The organism is Carnobacterium alterfunditum DSM 5972 (genome assembly GCF_000744115.1).
GTDB lineage: Bacteria > Bacillota > Bacilli > Lactobacillales > Carnobacteriaceae > Carnobacterium_B > Carnobacterium_B alterfunditum.
The window spans coordinates 556439-575479 of record NZ_JQLG01000004.1; the positions used below are offsets into that span (position 1 = coordinate 556439).

The 19041-nt window shown below is 37.2% G+C and carries 17 protein-coding genes; 3 read left to right on the forward strand and 14 right to left on the reverse strand.

Going from position 1 to position 19041, the window contains the following annotated elements; all coding sequences use genetic code 11:
* Positions 1-188 precede the first annotated feature (188 nt).
* From BR50_RS03080 to BR50_RS03115, 8 genes are all read right to left on the reverse strand, one after another.
* Entirely contained in the window at positions 189-1526 is a 1338-nt protein-coding gene (locus BR50_RS03080; RefSeq protein ID WP_034546175.1) for a C1 family peptidase, read from the reverse strand.
* 113 nt (positions 1527-1639) lie between these two features.
* Positions 1640-1843 carry a heavy-metal-associated domain-containing protein gene (locus BR50_RS03085; RefSeq protein ID WP_034546177.1) on the reverse strand — a complete coding sequence of 68 codons (204 nt, stop codon included), beginning with the start codon at positions 1841-1843 and terminating at the stop codon, positions 1640-1642.
* 38 nt (positions 1844-1881) lie between these two features.
* Positions 1882-4338 carry a heavy metal translocating P-type ATPase gene (locus BR50_RS03090; RefSeq protein ID WP_143298375.1) on the reverse strand — a complete coding sequence of 819 codons (2457 nt, stop codon included), beginning with the start codon at positions 4336-4338 and terminating at the stop codon, positions 1882-1884.
* Positions 4339-4357: 19 nt separating this feature from the next.
* Complete coding sequence (locus BR50_RS03095) at positions 4358-4810, reverse strand: CopY/TcrY family copper transport repressor (RefSeq protein WP_074200275.1); 453 nt, start codon at positions 4808-4810, stop codon at positions 4358-4360.
* Positions 4811-5115: 305 nt separating this feature from the next.
* Positions 5116-5580: a MarR family winged helix-turn-helix transcriptional regulator gene (locus tag BR50_RS03100; protein ID WP_034548911.1), complete on the reverse strand. Its 465-nt coding sequence runs from the start codon at positions 5578-5580 to the stop codon at positions 5116-5118.
* Between the two features lie 48 nt (positions 5581-5628).
* Positions 5629-6306 (reverse strand): ABC transporter ATP-binding protein, encoded by a 678-nt coding sequence (locus BR50_RS03105; RefSeq protein ID WP_034546183.1) that lies wholly within the window; start codon positions 6304-6306, stop codon positions 5629-5631.
* Positions 6307-6324: 18 nt separating this feature from the next.
* The gene (locus tag BR50_RS03110) at positions 6325-7416 is read right to left on the reverse strand and encodes an ABC transporter permease (RefSeq protein ID WP_034546186.1); all 1092 of its coding nucleotides are present in this window, start codon (positions 7414-7416) and stop codon (positions 6325-6327) included.
* 162 nt (positions 7417-7578) lie between these two features.
* Positions 7579-8214 (reverse strand): NUDIX hydrolase, encoded by a 636-nt coding sequence (locus tag BR50_RS03115; RefSeq protein WP_034546188.1) that lies wholly within the window; start codon positions 8212-8214, stop codon positions 7579-7581.
* 148 nt (positions 8215-8362) lie between these two features.
* Here BR50_RS03115 and BR50_RS03120 point away from each other — a divergent pair, with 148 nt between their 5' ends.
* Positions 8363-9196 (forward strand): aminotransferase class IV, encoded by an 834-nt coding sequence (locus tag BR50_RS03120; RefSeq protein WP_034546190.1) that lies wholly within the window; start codon positions 8363-8365, stop codon positions 9194-9196.
* An 89-nt stretch (positions 9197-9285) separates the two neighbouring features.
* Here BR50_RS03120 and BR50_RS03125 read toward each other — a convergent pair whose 3' ends face one another.
* From BR50_RS03125 to BR50_RS03150, 6 genes are all read right to left on the reverse strand, one after another.
* Positions 9286-9723, reverse strand: coding sequence for a threonine/serine exporter family protein (locus tag BR50_RS03125; protein ID WP_051905721.1), 438 nt, complete (start codon positions 9721-9723; stop codon positions 9286-9288).
* A complete protein-coding gene (locus tag BR50_RS03130) occupies positions 9720-10481 on the reverse strand; it encodes a threonine/serine exporter family protein (protein WP_034546194.1) in 762 nt (253 codons plus the stop codon). The genes BR50_RS03125 and BR50_RS03130 overlap by 4 nt, the downstream gene beginning before the upstream one ends.
* A gap of 240 nt (positions 10482-10721) precedes the next feature.
* The gene (locus BR50_RS03135) at positions 10722-12272 is read right to left on the reverse strand and encodes a gluconokinase (protein ID WP_034546196.1); all 1551 of its coding nucleotides are present in this window, start codon (positions 12270-12272) and stop codon (positions 10722-10724) included.
* Between the two features lie 256 nt (positions 12273-12528).
* Positions 12529-13854 carry a 6-phospho-alpha-glucosidase gene (locus BR50_RS03140; protein ID WP_034546198.1) on the reverse strand — a complete coding sequence of 442 codons (1326 nt, stop codon included), beginning with the start codon at positions 13852-13854 and terminating at the stop codon, positions 12529-12531.
* 33 nt (positions 13855-13887) lie between these two features.
* Entirely contained in the window at positions 13888-15492 is a 1605-nt protein-coding gene (locus tag BR50_RS03145; RefSeq protein WP_034546200.1) for a PTS transporter subunit EIIC, read from the reverse strand.
* 120 nt (positions 15493-15612) lie between these two features.
* Positions 15613-16383, reverse strand: a complete 771-nt coding sequence (locus tag BR50_RS03150) for a MurR/RpiR family transcriptional regulator (RefSeq protein ID WP_034546202.1) — start codon at positions 16381-16383, stop codon at positions 15613-15615.
* A 339-nt stretch (positions 16384-16722) separates the two neighbouring features.
* Between BR50_RS03150 and BR50_RS03155 the strand changes: the two genes are divergently transcribed.
* Together BR50_RS03155 and BR50_RS03160 are read left to right on the forward strand one after the other, a co-directional pair.
* Positions 16723-17337, forward strand: a complete 615-nt coding sequence (locus BR50_RS03155) for a 50S ribosomal protein L25 (protein WP_034546204.1) — start codon at positions 16723-16725, stop codon at positions 17335-17337.
* Between the two features lie 140 nt (positions 17338-17477).
* On the forward strand, positions 17478-18806 hold the full coding sequence (locus BR50_RS03160) for a hydroxymethylglutaryl-CoA reductase, degradative (RefSeq protein ID WP_342741937.1): 1329 nt from the start codon (positions 17478-17480) through the stop codon (positions 18804-18806).
* Positions 18807-19041: the final 235 nt, after the last annotated feature.

Sequence of the window (19041 nt, forward strand, 5' to 3'; positions counted from 1 at the left end):
TTATTTTCCAATAAATTCTTCATAAGCTATAATAACACATTTTTTTATTTCTAACTGTTTTTTAATCGAATTTTAATTTTTATTTAAATTATCTTCTTGTATCGATTATAACCTGTTCTGATCCTCTAAAAAGAAAAATAAACAAGGGTATGAAGTTAATAATTCTTCAACCCTTGTTATCCATTTATTTATTTAACTAATGCTAAAGCACCCATAGGGTCCCAAGGTTCTAATTCGATCGTAGGTTCCTCTAAAGCTTTTAACCATTTCTCAGAAATATATTTTTTATCCACTGCGATTTGGTAATTGAACTCTTCAAACCATTTATCACTCATAGAATAGATCCCTTTTTTACCAACTTTATCTCCCCAGCTATTTTCAACTTTCCAAGTTAAAGGTTGGCCTTGTTCATCTAGATCTACTCCAACAAAAACCATTGCATGAGTCAAAAGACTGTCTCCATAATCTAGACGCTGAGCTTTTGTCAAACCACTGCCCTCACCTAGTGTCAATTCATAATGATAGCTATGTTCATCCATGATACCAGCATCTTTGATTAACATTTTGCCTACATCACAACCAAACCAAACTGGTTGATTATCTTTAATAGAAGCAACCGCTGCTTCTTTTAAAGCTTGAATGGGTACATTGATGTATTGGATCGGTTTAGCTTCTTTGACCGTTCCTAAATATTTAACCGTGTATGCTCTACCAAATGGTTTATCTTCTGTTGGTGCATTCAATAAACTCACTAGGTTTGTCAGATCCCAACCCACATATTCTTTGAAAAAAGCTTGTGGTGTAGTGTCTTTGATGCGACAGTATTCGCCGTCTTTAGTTCGATAAGAATAATCGAACGTTTCAGGAACTTCTCCCAATGCTTTTACCAGTACGCTGTAAATAAAATACAACATACTCTCTTTTTTAGCTGTTGATTCATCTAATGATGATCCTGCATGATGTCCTTCGCGCAGTTGGCAAGCAAATTCTCTTAATTTAGATGTCAGTACTTCATTTAATTTACTTGTGTTAGAAGAATGAAAGGTTTCTGGCATAGCTGATTTAGGAACAGCACCATATTTTTCTAATAACCCTGAAAACATATCCCATTGTCCGCCATCTTGAACTGGATCCATCAATAGATGAGAAATGATTCTCGAATCTTGAGCTTCATCGAGTGTTTCCAAAATGCTATCTAAGAAATAATTTGATTTCTCGAATTTATCCCAAAACAATGTATAATTTTGTGAAAATTCAAAGCTTTCCATATTTAATTTCTCCATTGTATCTACTCGAGCCGTATTCAAAGCCGCAAACATCCAACAACGACCACTAGACTTTTGATTCGTCATTGTTCCGCGTTTTGTTTCATTTGAAAACTCAAAAGAGTGCCTTCTTAAAACGTTATTATCTAAAGAAGCGTCATTTATGCCTACTTTTGCAATTGCACCTTTAATTACTTGATTTGTGCTGTCTGCATCAAATCGGTTCTTAAATTCTGTTAATAATTTATTATCGATTCCCATTTTCATTCCCCCTAAAACATACTTGATATGTTACTCTTCTTTGTTTTATCTAGCAAGTCGATTTATTTAAGCCATAAAAAAAAGGCTGGACATATTCCAGCCTTTCTTGGTGTTTATTTAACTAATTTGTAGTTTGTATCGCTTAATGCTTGGATAAACGCCTTTTCATCAATCTCATTTTGGCTTTCAACGGTAGCTTGTTTCTTTTCTAAATCAACGACTACACGTTCAACACCTTCAATAGCTTGGAATTTTTCAACTACTGTGCTAGCACAACCTTCACATTTCATACCTTCGATCGTCAATTCTTTTTTCATTCTTCATCGCTCCATTTCTTATAATTTTTTTAACTCTTCTATTTAGAAGAAGGTTTAAATCTTTTTAAGCGCAATGCATTGATCAGTACCGAAACTGAACTAAAACTCATTGCGGCACCAGCTAACATCGGATTCAATAATGGACCGCCAAAAATATGGAGCAGTCCCATAGCAATTGGAATCCCTAAAACGTTGTACCCAAATGCCCAAAATAAATTTTCTTTGATATTTTTGATAGTCGCTTTACTCAATTCAACAGCAGTTGGTACATCCATCAAATCACTTCTCATCAGCACAATATCTGCCGATTCCATTGCAACATCTGTACCCGATCCAATAGCGATCCCGATATCTGCTTGAGCTAAGGCTGGAGCATCATTGATTCCATCCCCAACCATCGCAACGGTTTTTCCTTCAGCTTGTAATTTTTTCACTTCATTTGCTTTTTCTTCTGGCAATACCTCACTCAAAACACGATCGATCCCGACCTGTTTTGCAATAGCTTCAGCTGTCCGTTTATTATCACCCGTGATCATTGCTACTTCTAGACCCATCTCATGCAATTTTTCGATGGCTTTCAGGCTGCTTGCTTTCACCGTGTCTGCCACGGCGATCATGCCAGCTAGTTGACCATTTTTAGAGATATACATTGGCGTTTTACCTTCTCCAGCCAACGCGTCAGACGTTTTTTCTACTGCATCAAGTGCAATCCCGCGGTCGATCATTAATTTTTTATTGCCTAATAAGAGCGTTTGATTCTCAATCGTCACCTCAATGCCGTGTCCTGGGATCGCATTAAACGAGTGCGTTTTAAGAAGTACTAATGCTTTCTTTTCTGCTCCATGAACGATGGCTTCTCCCAATGGATGTTCGGATCCTTTTTCAGCAGATGCTGCAAGAACGAGCAATTCATCTTCCGTCATTCCATTCACGGTTAGGATATCTGTCACTTCAGGTTTTCCTTCCGTGATCGTACCCGTTTTATCAAAGATGATCGTCTGGATCTTATGTGTTTTTTCTAATGCTCCACCACTTTTAATTAAAACGCCGTATTCTGCCCCTTTACCTGTTCCGACCATAATAGCGGTCGGTGTCGCTAGACCTAGTGCACATGGACAAGCAATCACTAATACAGAAATGGCGATCGTTAAAGCAAACACGCCTGATTCTCCTGCTAGATACCAAGCTGATCCAGATAAAACAGCTAGCACGATCACAATTGGTACGAAATATCCAGAAATAATATCGGCTAGTTTGGCAATTGGCGCTTTTGAACCTTGTGCGTCTTCAACCAGCTTAATAATTTGAGCTAATGCTGTATCTTTGCCGACTTTTGTAGCTTTGTACTGAATCGTTCCGTTTTTATTGATACTGGCTCCAATGATCGCATCGCCAATTGTTTTTTCAACCGGGATACTTTCTCCAGTCAGCATCGCTTCGTCTACTGAAGTGATCCCTTCAACAACGACCCCATCGACCGGCATTTTTTCACCTGGTTTAACGATGATGATGTCATTTACTTGGACTTCATCAATGGCCAGTTCAACTTCTTGTTCGTTCCTTATCACTCTAGCTTTTTTAGGAGCCAACCCGATTAATTTTTTTATCGCCTCAGATGTCTTTCCTTTTGAAAGAGCTTCAAAGTATTTCCCAAGCGTGATCAATGTCAAAATAACGGCCGCAGATTCATAATAAAGATCCATCGCTATCTCCGTATTTCCTATCCATATGCCTATCGTTACAGCTAAACTATATAAGAAGGCTGCACTCGTTCCTAACGCAACAAGTGAATCCATATTGGGGTGGCCTTTGAATAGAACCTTAAAGCCTACTATGAAGAACTCTCTGCCTAAAACTAAAACAGGCAATGTCAAAATCAATTGAATTAAAGCAAACGATCCGGCATTCATCATAGGATCGATTACTCCGGGCAAAGGCATTCCTAACATATGTCCCATTGAAATATACAGTAACGGAATGGTAAACACTGCTGATATCCAAAACCGCTGCCACATATCCTTTATATGCTGAGCTTTTTTTTCACGATCTAAGTCGATTGCATCCCCTGTTTCAATTTCTTCATGAGCTTCATAACCGGCTTCTTTAACAGCATTGGTAAGATCAGATAAGACCAATTGTTCTGGATTATATTGAACAGCCATTTTTTCTGTCGCTAAATTAACATTAGCACTCATGATGCCGGGTAATTTCCCAGCAGCTTTTTCAACTGTTTGAGCACAAGATGCACAGGTCATCCCTTCGATCACAAAGGTTTTCTTTTTGGTATCTGGTGCGACTTTATAGCCAGATTGGCTTACGGCTTCTTTGATGTCTTTATCTGTAAGACTGGCTTCATCATATTTAACATGCATTTTCTCAGTAGCTAAATTGACACTTACTTCTTTTACTCCTGTCATCTTTCTCATTGCTTTTTCAATGGTTTGAGCACAAGATGCACAACTCATACCTTCAATCTTAAATGCTTTTTCGATCAATTCCATTCACCCCTTTTTATTAACCGTTATGTTTATGATTCTGGCACTCGCATTGCCCCGGTATACAATTACATGGAACAACATCGACCGCTTCGGCTTTTTTTTGTTGTAGAAGTTCCTCTAACATTTGAATGTCCGTATGGCTCAATGTTGCTTCCCTAACAAGATCGGCAATAGTTGTCCCAACTTTCCGATTACATAGGTGATCAAAGAAATCGCTGGTTTTACTCTTCAAGCTCTCTTCTTCAGAAATGAGTGGACTATATAAGTACTTATTGCCAACAGCTTCTGTTTTCAACATTTCTTTTTCAACTAATCGGCCGATCAATGTTTTTATTGTTGCTTGTTTCCAATTCATTTTTTCTTTTACTATTTCTGTGATTTGTTTGCTGGTCACGGTTTGGTTCGCCCAAACTACCCGCATGATCTCCCATTCAGCATCTGAAATATTGGGTTTGATTTTGCTGATCATCGTGATTCCCTCTTTCTTTCGACTACATTCGTAATCGTTTCAATGATTTAAGTTTACACTCGTAACCGTTTTTTGTCAACAGCTAAACTCTCATCTCTATTCAACAAAAAGACCGGTCATTCTACGCGAATAGAATGACCGGTCTTTTTAATTTCTGTTATTGTCTTTTTAAAACTAGTGATCTGGTAGATTTAAACCATTTCGTTAAGCGGACTATTATTTAAGCAAGTGCAACAAGCCTTAGTTCGATCCAAATATTAGTTACCGCTATTTCCCAATGTCAGACCAAAAAGCTAGAACAATCATTAGTTTTTAACATCATTTCTTTCTTCTAAGCTTTTAAACTCATTATTCAACGATTTCAAACCCCTTTTGAATGCCTCATTACCTATGTCCGTTAGATCGCACTGAATGATTTCATTTAAGATTGCTTTTGAAATAGCTTTTTTAGATTGCTGACTTTTTTCAGTTAATGTGACGACCACTGCTCGCTTATCACTATCTGAGGCTACTTTTTGGATCCAACCTTGAGCTGTCAATCGATTGAGTATGGGATTCAATGTTCCGATACTCATCCCTAATCGATCACTAATATTTTTTATGAAGATATGATCTTCATCCCATAATGCTAGTAAAACAAGGTATTGAGGAAAAGTTATCCCAAATGACTTCAACGCTCTGCCGTACATTCTTGAAAATCCGTTCGAAGCTTTGTATACTTCAAAACACAACTGGTCTTCTAATGATCGGACAAATGTCGTTTCATCCAAATAAAGCTCCCCTTCCATTAAATTGATTTTTTTCATCTTGAACTAAGATTAGTCGGATTCTCTTAATGTTAAAATACCATCCTGCATAACATACACTTTATCACACTGACTGATCAATCGTTCATCGTGAGTAACCATTATTGTGGCTTTTTTCTTACTTTTCGTTTCGCGTGCTAATATTCCAACTACTTCAAATGCCTTTTCAGAATCTAAACTAGCTGTTGGCTCATCTGCTAAAATGACAGATGGATCATGATATAAAGCTCTAGCGATAGCTACACGTTGACGCTCTCCACCTGATAAATCGCTAGGATATTTGTCTTTCAAATCAAGAATGCCTAGTTCCTCTAGTAATTTTTCTTGTTTTTCTTTATCTACTTTTGACTTTTCGACTTTATTCACCAAATTTAGTTGGTCTTTTACCGTTAAAAAAGGAACCAGATTGGATGCTTGTAAAATAAATCCAATCTCTTTGAAGCGCAAAGCAGCTCGTTTTTTTTCAATAACGTTGCTGAATGGTTTTTCATTTATCTTAACAGTGCCTTTTGAAGGCATCTGTAAACCTCCGATAATCGTCAAAAGTGTACTTTTCCCTGAACCGCTTGGGCCAATAATGGCAATGAATTCTCCTTCTTCTATAGAAAAAGAGGTGTCTTTCAATGCATCTACTCGTTTATGTCCTTCACCAAACGAACGACTTACGTTTTCCAATTCGATTAATTTCATATCTCGTGTTCCTCCTTTTTATCCGATTGCTTTCAGTGGATCGATTTTAACAACCGTTCTTACTGAGAACAATGCTCCTAAAACAGCTATTATTATCAGTAGCGCTGTTATTCCTGCAATAAACAACCCATTTGTAGTGTAAGGGACCGCTGTCGGAAGAACAAGGGATGTGATAAGCGTTAAAATCAAACCTATTCCGACCCCGATAGTAGACAATAAGAATGTTTGTGCTACAACTGACTTCGCTATATAGCCTGAAGAAATTCCTTGGGCTTTCATAACGCCAAACATACTCGTTTTTTGTAAAGTCAATACATAAATAAAGATTCCAATAACGACTGCTGCGATCACAATCAAGAAACCGATCATTAAGCCGAATGTCAATACTTGAGCGTTATACCCAGGTATTTTTAAAATATAGTCTCCAATAGAATAAGCGGCTAATTTTTCGGAATCTGCTACCACTTCGTCAAAAGATTCTGCTGCATCGCGAACCACTACTGCACTGATTCGACCATTGGCTGAATCATCAGTTGCTTCAAAGCGTACTTCTTGGTAGGCAGCAATCGTAGTATATAAAACAGGTGCCACACTGAACTTAGCATTTTCAGTAAACCCCACTACTTCCACTTCTTTATCGCTTCCAGCAAGTTGAATAGTATCTTCTAATTCAATACCAGTTTCTTCTTTCAAGCTGATGTCAGCCACAACTTCATCATTATTTTCAAATGCTCGCCCATCGATAACTTCAGGCATAATAAATTCATCTGCATCGACTCCAAAAAAAGTAACATTGATTTTCGCTGCTTCGCCTGTTTCGCCTGCTTTTCTAATTACACTAGGCGCTAACCCTAGCAAAGCTGTTTCATCTGCTCTGACTTTACCTGCCTGTTCAAAGGTCATCATTGACATATTGATGTTGGTATTTGATTCATCGGTTAGAACAATGGCATCAGCTTCCCATTTATCCACACTTGTCCGATTATCTTGTGCTAATCCATACGCTAATCCGGTCAAAAAATAAACCAAATAAGATACTAATACCATGACCCCAATAATCAAAGCGAATCTGGTTTTTGAATGTTTAATTTCTTTCCATGCTAAAAACATGTTGAATCCTCCTCTTAAAATAGCTATTTCTTTTAAAATAATGAACTAAATTGCTTGTTTTATGTATGCAATCCACCCCAATAATATATCTCACACGATATATTATACAGCAAATAAAATGCATTGTATATTTTTTAATTATTATTTCCCACTCTTTTTTCTCTAATTTTCCGTCTTCTTTTTCGTCCGATTTTTGTGCTGCTTTAGTAACTCTATAAAGTGATCTGTGAAGCTGGCTGTAAATCCCCATAATGTGTGTTCATTCAAAGTATAGAATGGTACAGCATGCTTTCCTTGCTTCCAGTTGTATTTCTCACCTCCTGGTATCAGGTCAAAAGGGAAATCTTTTTCATGTTCTAATTTTACGTTGGCACTATAATAAATAGGTTTGTGAGCTAAAAAATAAGTTAGCGGAACGGTATATAGTTTCTCTACTTCTTCATTAAATTGGATATCTTCTAGCTTGATATTTTTAAGTTCTCCCACAAAAGCTCGAATAACCACTTGCTCATTCACAATGTAATCCATTTCGCCTAAAATTTGGATGGTTTCTCTTGAAATAGTCAATTCTTCCATTGTTTCACGAATAGCTGCCTCTTTATACGTTTCACCCGCTTCTACTCTTCCACCAGGAAAAGACGTTTCGCCCGGTTGAGAGATTTTTTTACTGCGTATTTCATATAAAAGATGGATTTCGTCATCAACTTTTATCAAAGGGATCAGCACTGCAAAATGACGTTGCTTACTGATTGGTTTTACTTCATGGTGCTCCAACATATCATTTATATCTTCTAACATTATTATTTCTCCTCTATATTACATCTTTTAATTTATTTTAATTGATCAGATTGTCATACATTCATATAATTCTTGCTAATTCTACAATGAGTTCATTACAATAGAAGAAACAAATCAACTCATTCTTTCATACAAAAGGGAGATCATTATGGAACAAGTAGAAGAAAGCTTTTATTTTATAAACGACCAAAAAACACCTGTAGAGGATACCACTGTTTTTAACCAATTGGAAGGGAAAACGATTTATGAAGTTATCCGCGTTCAACAAGGGATCGCTCTTTTTTTAGAAGATCATTTAGAACGGTTCAAAGCTTCCGCTGCTGCTACAGATTTGTTTTTGAAAGATTCAGATGCTGCGATAACGCAGCGTATTTACCAACTGATTTCAATAAACCAGGTTACCCATAAAAATATCAAACTTATTTTGAACGCTTCAAAAGGATTATTGATTTTTTTCACAAAAACCGTTTACCCACCACAAGCTTATTATCTAAACGGTATGCATACGACCTTATTTAAAATGGAAAGAACCGATCCAACCATCAAGACTTTGCGCAATGATTATCAGAAAGCCGTTTTAGCTGAGCGAGAAAAACAGCAGGCCTATGAAGTGTTGCTCGTTGATCAAACCGACCATGTGACAGAGGGCAGCCGTTCAAATTTGTTTATTGTCAAAAACAATAAGTTATATACGTCTCCTGCCAAAAATGTACTACTTGGTATTGTTCGAAAAAAAACATTGGCATTATGTGCAATGTTAGGTCTTGAAGTCATAGAAGAAAACATTTCTGTCTCAAAATTAGTTGAAATTGATGGAGCTTTTATTACAGGAACCGGAAATAACATTCTGCCTATCCAATCAATTGGAGATCTAACTTTACACTCTACCAACAATCCGATCATTAAAGCCTTGATGAGCGAGTATACGAATCTTGTTGCAACGTATATCAATGAGCATCAGGCTATTGATCCGCTCATTTAATTAAAAAATCAATTTTAAAAATCAGACTTTGTCCGACAAACTGAAGAAGCCAAGATCACAAACCGTGATTTTGGCTTCTTCTATAGGATCTAGTCTGCTTTTTTCATATACTGGACTCTTGTTATTACTTTAAAAATCGTATCCATAGTAAAAATAGCCAATGCAATCATCCCTGCTACTTGCATCGTATTTTGCAGATGCCCCTGTGCTAATGCATTATTGCCTTGAATAAATTCATAGACTGTCAAATACATACCTGAGCCTGGAACTAATGGATAAAAACCAGGTAAAAAGAAAATCGTTACTGGAACTTTAAATATCCGCGAGAAAACATGTGATAGGGTAGAGATCACTAACCCTGAAATATATGTAGCTAAAACAGATCCTAGTAATCCAATACAAAGTAAATAAGCTCCCCAGCCCACAGCTCCTACAATGGCTGCTGAAAAAATATGTTTTTTTGGGGCTTCCAAAATTATAGTAGCTGCCAAAACTGCTAGAAAAGCTCCTATGATTTGACTGATCAATACAATGCACCTCCAATAACAAGTCCGATCGCAACTCCCAAAGCAATGGACAAGGCTACTACAAATGCCTCTAGAGCTTTAGCCCCGCCAGACATGTAATCCCCTTGTAACGTATCTCGGATCGCATTCGTAATAGCTGTTCCTGGTACTAATGGCATGATCGTACCTATTATTACTATATTCATATTGACTGTTGGGAAAATAAAGGACTGCATCAATACCGCACCTACTGATATAACAGCAGATGATAAAACATTTCGTACAAATGATCCCATATCTAATTTTTTTTCACCTTTTAGTACTAGGGCCAATAAACCGCCGTTGATTCCAGCAGCAAGTATTTCAAAAAAACCGCCACCTAATAATAATGCAAAAGAAGCCGTTAAAGCTGCTGTAGCAATATCTTTGTAGAGCCGTTTATACTGTACTTCCCCAATACTCTGCAAGGCCGCATACGCCTCTGGAATCGTTATTTTCTCACTGGTCAATTGGCGCGAAATAGTATTTACTTTGGTAATATTGTTTAAATTTATATCTCGTATGCTGATCCGTTTGACGATCGTGATTGGGTCATCGATACTAGGGTCATCTAAAGTAGCAACTAGTCCCGTTGTCATTGCTAATGCTTCGGTTGTTTCAAATTTTGATGTTTTTAAAATACGATTCATCGTGTCTTCTACACGATAGGTTTCAGCGTTACTTTCTAACATGATTTTCCCTGCTAGTATAGCCGTATCCATTAATGTTTTGTAATCCATTCCGGGTCTTCATCCTTTCCCTACACTAGCCATTATTCATTTTTCCAATTACAGTATGCCCTGCAAATTCAAATTTAGTATAGCATAGTTTCTTTTACCGATTAGACCCTTTCCATTCTTTCTTATCTCTTTATTACTAATCTTTGAAGAGTCGATTATTTCTAAACAAAAAACAGAGTAGGATGCCCTACTCTGTAAACTATTGACTGGTCTTCTTATTAGGCTCTTTGCTGATTTAACTTAATCAACTTCGATCATAATTTTACGAACTTTACTCATTTCTTTAGCTGTTTTTTGATAAATTGGAATAATCTTCCGGTATTTTTCTGCGGTCCTTTCATTAGGCTGCAGCCAGATTCCCGTTTCTTCTCTGTCCTTTAGCAAACCAGCACTCTTTTGTGGTGAGGAACTTCCCGAGATTTCTTCGGCTAAGTTTCCCAACATTACTGCACCTAAACAAGAACTTTCAAAACTGGTCGGCTGTTGCATCGCTCTGTCGAATATATCTACAAGCATCTGTTTCCACAAAGGCGAGTTCAAAAAGCCACCCGTTACTTTAATCGTTTTAGATGGTCCTCCAACTTCTTGGATAAGTTGCCAGACTTCATAAAGATTAAATAAGACGCCTTCCATTGCTGCTCTTACCATATGTCCAGTAGCGTGACGAGAAGCTAAGCCAATGTAACTGCCAGTAGCTTCTGATTCCCATAATGGTGCACGCTCACCATTTAAATAAGGTAAGAAGAACAGTCCATCCCCACCTGGAGCGACAATTTCGGCAAGTCGATTGAGCTGCTCCAACTCTGTTTCGACAGCGTTGCCCACTTGTCGCTTTCCTTCTGGGAAAAAGACAGCTATCAACCAGGCCATCACATTGCCGCCGTTATTTACAGCGCCGCCGATGACCCATCGACCTTTGGACAAATAGTAGCAAAATGTTCTGCCTTCTTCGTCCAATACAATTTGGTTGGTTACCATTCGGATTGCTCCGCTAGTACCGATCGTGATCGCTGTTTCACCAGGTTCTAATGCCCCTACGCCAAGATTGGATAAGCAGCCATCGCTAGCACCGATCACTAAATTCGTTTTTGGATCGATCGTCATTTCTTCAGCATAGGATGCTCGGATAGCATCCCATTTATAAGTCACATCAACTGGTTCAGCTAACATAGACTCTTCAATTCCAACAAGTTTTAGGATATCTTTATCCCAGGTCAACTCATGGATATTAAACAGTCCTGTTGCTGAAGCAATCGAATAATCGATTTTGTATTCTCCAGTCAATTGGTATAAAATGTATTCTTTGATACCGATAATTTTTTTGGCTTTTTCTAAGCTACCAGGGAAATATTCTTTCAGCCACATGATTTTACTCAGTGGTGTCATAGAATGAACTGGCGTCCCCGTTTTCTGATATATTGCTTTCCAATCCGAAGTTTTTTTTAATTGTGCAACCAGCTTTGCTGGACGATTGTCCGCCCATATAATACAATTGGTCAACAATTCATCTTCTTCACCCACAACAATGACACTGTGCATAGCACTTGAGAACGAAATAAAGTCCACTTGCTGTCTGATGCTCTTGTTTTCTTGCATCAACGATCGAATAACCGTAAGTACAGCTTGGAAAATCACTTTTGGATCCTGTTCTGCCATGCCTATCTCTGTTTGAATAATGTCATATCCTATATAAGTACTATCGATTACTTGCAGATCCTCTTTGTACAATACGGCTTTCGTGCTTGTTGTGCCAATATCGACTCCAATCGTATATCTTTGCTGCTTTATCATTTTTTGACCCTCCTTGCTTTGAACCGAATTCATTGCCGATCATACTACCTTTTTTTAAAAATAATTTTAATTTTGTGGAAAAATAACAAATCGTCAAAAATTTTAAAATTACTGGAGCCGGAATATACAGTTTCAGCTGTTCTTGATTTCCGCCAATTATCATCAAAACCAGAAAATTCATATTATTTATTTCCACTAAAAAAGCAAGAAAAGGTGAGCGTATTCCACTTTTCTCGCTTAGTTCATTATACTCTTTTTAGCTCAATTCTGGCCAGAAACCTTTATTAGCTAAAATCAACTCATCCAATATATTTTTAGCAACTTCTGCACTTGGAATTGTTTTGGAAAGTGTTAATGCTTGCCACAATGTTTGGTAGCTTCCAGTAATATAGGCTTCCACAACCAATTTTTCTACCGTTACTTGTTGGTGCATCAAGGCTTTTTCAAATGCTGGGATTTTACCTTGAGCTAGCGGCTCTGGTCCATCACTGCCCACGATACAAGGAACTTCAACCATTGCGTCATCATCAAAATTAGCGATTGCTCCATTATTTTCTACGATCATCAGCATTCTTTCATGCGTATTAAAGGCAATAGCACGTGCTAAATCTACAATAAATGACGCATGACTATCTATGGTGAATCCGCTGTTTTCGGCAGTTCCTTTTTCGACTATTTTTTTAGCTGCTGTAAAGACCGTTTTTTCTCTGCCATCCATTACTTCATTTGCACGTGAATAAGTACAGTTTGAATGTTTTACTTCATAATCTGGAAAAAGATAATATTTTAAATACGTATTTGGTAAATATCTTGGGTTGACTGCTATCAAGTCTTTAGCTTTCTTATGAGTTTCTTGCCAGCTTTGATCCATGTGTTGTGTATCAACTTCAACTTTTGTTAAGTAGCCATTCTCAGCGACATATTCGCGAATTTCCGGTAGATATTCATGTCCTTCTTTATCTTTTACGCTCGTCCACCAGCCAAAATGATTTAAGCCAAAATAACGGACTTCTAGATCTCCAGGATTTTTATTAATGATTTGAGACATTCTTCTTAACGTTCCCACTGGCATATCACAGATATTCAAAACCTTAGCTTTTGGACGCATCACTCGGCACGCTTCTGCAACAATGGAAGCGGGGTTAGAATAGTTTAGCATCCAGCATTTTGGAGAATATTTTTCCATGTGATCAATAATTTCCATCATGCCGCCGATACTTCTCATTCCATAAGCGATTCCGCCTGGTCCACATGTTTCTTGGCCAACTACTCCATAATTTAATGGGATTTTTTCATCTTGCTCACGCATCGCATATTTACCAACACGAATATGCGCCATACAAAAATCGACATCTGTAAAAGCTGTTTCTGGATCTGTTGTATAAGAAAATTCAATATCAGGAGCTTGCTCCTTTAATAGTATTTCAAGAGCGCCGCCCAAAATAGCTTGTCGATCTCCATCATTGTCATATAATTTCAACTTCCGAATTGGAAAGCGATCAATATTATCCAGCATCATCATAACGATCCCTGGCGTAAAGGTACTTCCGCCACCTGCGATTACGATTGAAAATTTTTTCATTTTATATACTTCCTTTCATTTCGCCTAATTGTTTTATTCCTCTGATTCTCTACCTAAATAATGATCGACAGCTTTTCTGACCTTACTAACTTGTAAGCCGTAAACAACGTGGACATTATGGTCTTTAATAATCACACCACTTGCTCCTGTATTATTTTTCAAAAATATTTCATCCACTTTATCAGGGTGGTTTAATGTTAATCTTAATCGTGTGTAACAATTGGTCACAGTGTTGATATTATCTGGTCCACCTAATGCCCCTACGATTGCGCTAGCTAAACCTGTATCTCCTTGTTCCTCTACAGCACTTGAGGAAGTTTTTTTAGTCTTACTTTCGTTGTATTCACCTTTAGAATAAAGTTTTGTTTCCTCACCAGTATCCTCACGACCAATCGTTTTAAATTTGAATTTCGTAATCAAGAAACGAAATGTCATATAATAGATTGCGAAGAACATAATACCGACCAAGACATACATTGGCCATCCTGTTTTTTCGATACCTAATGGCACATTGTATAACAAGAAATCGATAAATCCATTTGGTCCAATAGCTCGAACACTCAATAGATTTAATACAACCATGCTTAATCCACTTAGAACTGCATGGACGATAAACAGTAACGGAGCTACAAACATAAATGAAAATTCGATTGGTTCTGTTACCCCTGCTATAAATGAGGTAACAACTGCCGGGATTAGAATAGCTTTTGCCTTATTTTTATTTTCTGGGCTTGCGGTATGGTACATTGCTAAACATGCACCAATCAGTCCAAACATTTTAGAAATCCCACGCGCATCCCAGATAACGCTGCGAGACAGAATGCTGACACTAGGATCTGCAATCTCTGCAAAATAAATGTTTCTTGCACCTTCAAATATTTGGCCCCCAACTTCTTGGATACCTCCTAGTGAAGTGTATAAGAAAGGCGTATAAACTAAGTGGTGCAATCCAGTCGGGATCAATAAACGCTCTAATGAGCCATATAAGAAAATCCCGAAATTCCCACTTTGGTTTATCAATGTTCCTAAACTATTGATGCCACCTTGGAAAAACGGCCAGATGTACGTGAATAAAATAGCCAATAAAACAACAACTGGAATCAGAAGAATGAAGACGAAGCGTGTTCCGCCATAAATTTGAAAAGCATTATTAAATTCTTTTTCACAAAATTTATTGTGTACAAGCGCTGTTACTATACCTAATATAATACCAAGAAAAACACCCATATCTAGAACTTGGACACCCATTACCATAGTCTGTCCTGTTCCCTGTAGGGACTCTCCTTCAAATAATGACCCGTTAAGTTCCATGAACTTATTCATTGCATTAATAAATACTAAGTAGCCTAATACAGCTGTAAACCCTGCTTCGGATTTTTTCTTGTTTGCTAATCCTACTGCTAATCCCATACAAAATATTAGGCCTAAATTAGTTAAAATTGACACTAAGGAGCCTGATAAAATCATTCCAAATCCCATTGTGATAGGATTGTCCAAAAAGGGAACGGTTTCAATTAGCTTTGCATTTGTGAACAGATTGCCGATCGCAATTAATATCCCTGCAATCGGTAAAATTAACACGGGTATAAACATGGCTTTTGAAAAACGCTGCATGCCATTCATTAATTTCTCCTTCATCATTCTTACCTCCAATTTTTTATTTCACTTCCTTTTATGAACTCAGTTTATCTTGAAAGCGATTTATTGTATAGCTCTTTGAGCATATAAAAAACGTGTTCCGCAATTTAGAAACACGTTTCATTTATTTGCTATTTTCTTTTGTAATCCATCAAGATAAGTTTTAAAAATAAATTCTACTAACATCAACAGTCTAGGGAAAAAACTATTCGGCAACATGTTCCGATCGTCAAGTTTATAATTATCTGTAATTTTAAAATTTAAATCCGATAATTCCGCTGCCCGATTTGCTGTTTCTTTTGTAAACGTGATCGTAAAAATGCCCTGATCTTTTGCTACAAGTAATTTATCAATGACTTGCTGTGTTTCGCCAGATTTTGAGATCACAATAAATGCTCCAATATCTTCTAAATTATTTTCGAATACGCCAATAGAGTCAGTCCCTGTTGCAATAACCGTTTTTTTACCTAATACCAATAGTTTTTTATATAGATACTCTGCCGCTATTGCAGAAAATCCTGTTGCATAAATAAAGATGTACTCTTGCTTCAAATGTAACACTTGTTGAACAAACTGATCGATATCTTCTTTTCTATTTTCTTTAAAAAAATCTTGTTGACTGATACTTAGAAACGCTTCATCATTATCTAATTGAAGCCCTTCAGTCTTTTTAACCATTGGAAGCAACTGATAATATAAGTCGATAAAACCTGTATAGCCCAATTTCTTTGATAATCTTATGACGGTTGATGGAGAAGTGTAGTTGTCCTTTGCTACACCTCGTACACCTTTTTCTAACACATTGTCGATATTTTCAATAATATAATGCACGATTTTTACATCTAATTCTGATAATTTTTTCCCTTGAATTAGTTTACTGATGTCTTTCATCCACATTCACTCCTATTTTTGATGAGCATTCCAGTCTTTCCCTACTACTTCAATCTGAATTTTCACACTGCTAGTATGTCTTACTAACATAAGGACAAGGCAACTCGAAAGTTTCCCTTAAAACGATTTGAAACGCCCGTTCATTTTTATTTTAGCGAACCGATTATTTTAACTTTTACATTTTATCATGTTTCCTGTAAAAAAAAATGGTAATCTAGCTTTTTCATTATTTTTTTGTTATACTAATATGGTAAGGGTTTTGAACGTACTTTTCTAGTTTGACTAGCAAAAGTTAACATTAACCACTCATTACCATAGTTTGAAAGGGGAAAAATATATATGAAAATCAATGCTACTTTAAGAACAGAGGTCGGATCTTCAGCGGCTAGTCGTTTCAGAAGAGAAAAAAAAGTTACAGCCGTAATTAATGGAAAAGGCGTCACAAGTACTCCAGTATTATTAGACAGCAAAGAATTAGATGTTATTTTAAAAAAATTAGGTAAAAATGCGATTTTTGATGTTGCCGTTCAAGATGGAGATACTCACCAAGTGATTATCAAAGAAATCCAAAGTGCAACTCTTATTGATCAAATTTTAGACGTTGAATTACAAGTTATTAAAAAAGGTGAAAAATTAACGGTTACTGTTCCAATTCATGTTGAAAACGCTGATAAAGTTCAACGTGGTATCGTTTCTCAAACATTGAATGAACTAGAAATCGAAACTCTTCCAGCTAATATCCCAAATTCATTTACTGTTGATGTTGGTGAACTTGAAATAGGAGACGCAATATCAGTTGCTGATATTAAGGTTGCTAAATCTATCACAGTATTAAGCGATCTTGAACAATCTGTCGTAAGTGTATTGCCTCCATCTGCTGAAGAACCTGAAACAGCTGCTGAACCTACTGAAGCTGCTGAACCTGAATTAATTGGTGAAAAAGAAGAAGCTTAATCATCTTCAACCAGCTAAGTAAGGTATAAAATAACCTTTAAAAACCTTTCATGTGTTACTCTTAGGAGCAATGCATGTAAGGCTTTTTATTTAGGCTAAATATAAATAATTTCAAGTAACTGAATAGAGTATGGTAAACTTTGGATAAAAAAAAGCGCAAGGAGAATACTGCTATGGATAAAACCCATTTAGATAAATTTTATAAAAAAAACCATGCTGAAAGAATGAAGGCCCTTATTGCTGCAGATATTCTAACTTCAGATGATTTACTATTAACAGATGCCTTACATTTAACAGATGAGCTAGCAGATAATATGATTGAAAATCATTTGGCTAATTATGAACTTCCGCTAGGAGCAGCCCTAAATTTTCTAGTTGATGGAAAAGAATATGTTGTCCCAATGGCTATCGAAGAGCCTTCTGTTATCGCAGCTGCCAGTGCTGGTGCAAAAATTATTGCTCAAGCTGGTGGATTTAAAACAACGATTTCTGATCGTACTATGATTGGCCAAGTTGCTTTGAAAGATATCCCTGATTTAACAGTTGCAAAAAGTAATTTGGTTCAACACAAAAAGGCTATTCTAAAAAAGGCTAACGATGCGCATCCCTCTATTGTTGCACGCGGAGGCGGAGCAACCGACCTTTTCGTTCGCTTTATTGAAGCCGATAATGAAGCCGCAACGCCTGAATTTTTAGTGGTGCATTTGCATGTATCCACTCTGGAAGCTATGGGAGCGAATATTATTAATACTATGTTGGAAGGCATTACAGCTTACCTTGAAGAATTAACTGGCGGTACAGCTTTGATGAGCATCCTTTCTAACTACGCAACTGAATGTCTGGCAAGTGCTGTTTGCCAAATTCCAGTGGACCTGCTGAAAAAGAACGATTATACGGGTGAAGAAGTACGAGATCGTTTAATTGAAGCTAGTCAATTGGCTTATGTGGATCCTTATCGGGCCGTCACTCATAATAAAGGCATTATGAATGGCATTGACGCAGTTGTTTTAGCCTCCGGAAATGACTGGCGTGCTATTTCTGCCGGTGCACATGCTTATGCCTCACATAGCGGGCAATATCGTTCTCTTTCTGTGTGGAAAAAAGCTGATAACGGCGATTTGATTGGACAATTGACTTTACCGCTTCCTGTTGGATCAGTTGGAGGCTCTATTTCCATCCATCCGGCTGCCCAATTCAGCAAACGATTGATGGGCTACCAATCGGCAAAAGAATTAGAAGCTGTGATCGTTTCTGTCGGCCTGGCTCAAAATTTTTCAGCTCTTAAAGCCCTTGTGACTGAAGGGATCCAGAAAGGTCATATGGGACTTCAAGCTCGATCTCTGGCTATCAGCGCTGGTGCTTCAGGGAACGCTATCGAAAAAGTAGCTGAACAATTAAAACAATCTAAAAATATGAACCTCGCTACAGCAAAAGCCTTGCTGCAAGAAATCCTGACTTTAGAAGAGTAAAAAAACAGTGGTGTGAGGATAAACCTCACACCACTGTTCATCCTCACTTTCCCATGGATAAGTGAGGATTTTTTTTGCGTTCACTTCTACATGAAACTAGCCTTGACGGAAGAGTTCATTTCGATTTTAATGTCACTCTTTCGTCAAAAGCCTTTCCACGAAGAAGTATACTTCGTTTTCTGCTCTACTCTTTCGTCAAAAGCGGTTACACGAACGAGTGACACTCCCCTGTCTC

Coding starts and splice junctions, on each gene's coding strand:
- BR50_RS03110 (WP_034546186.1), bottom strand. CDS start 7,416: ATGTTTTTAGCATGGAAAGAAATTAAACATTCAAAAACCAGATTCGCT.
- BR50_RS03140 (WP_034546198.1), bottom strand. CDS start 13,854: ATGAAAAAATTTTCAATCGTAATCGCAGGTGGCGGAAGTACCTTTACG.
- BR50_RS03150 (WP_034546202.1), bottom strand. CDS start 16,383: ATGAAAGACATCAGTAAACTAATTCAAGGGAAAAAATTATCAGAATTA.
- BR50_RS03105 (WP_034546183.1), bottom strand. CDS start 6,306: ATGAAATTAATCGAATTGGAAAACGTAAGTCGTTCGTTTGGTGAAGGA.
- BR50_RS03095 (WP_074200275.1), bottom strand. CDS start 4,810: ATGATCAGCAAAATCAAACCCAATATTTCAGATGCTGAATGGGAGATC.
- BR50_RS03085 (WP_034546177.1), bottom strand. CDS start 1,843: ATGAAAAAAGAATTGACGATCGAAGGTATGAAATGTGAAGGTTGTGCT.
- BR50_RS03130 (WP_034546194.1), bottom strand. CDS start 10,481: ATGGATTACAAAACATTAATGGATACGGCTATACTAGCAGGGAAAATC.
- BR50_RS03115 (WP_034546188.1), bottom strand. CDS start 8,214: ATGTTAGAAGATATAAATGATATGTTGGAGCACCATGAAGTAAAACCA.
- BR50_RS03080 (WP_034546175.1), bottom strand. CDS start 1,526: ATGGGAATCGATAATAAATTATTAACAGAATTTAAGAACCGATTTGAT.
- BR50_RS03135 (WP_034546196.1), bottom strand. CDS start 12,272: ATGATAAAGCAGCAAAGATATACGATTGGAGTCGATATTGGCACAACA.
- BR50_RS03120 (WP_034546190.1), top strand. CDS start 8,363: ATGGAACAAGTAGAAGAAAGCTTTTATTTTATAAACGACCAAAAAACA.
- BR50_RS03155 (WP_034546204.1), top strand. CDS start 16,723: ATGAAAATCAATGCTACTTTAAGAACAGAGGTCGGATCTTCAGCGGCT.
- BR50_RS03145 (WP_034546200.1), bottom strand. CDS start 15,492: ATGAAGGAGAAATTAATGAATGGCATGCAGCGTTTTTCAAAAGCCATG.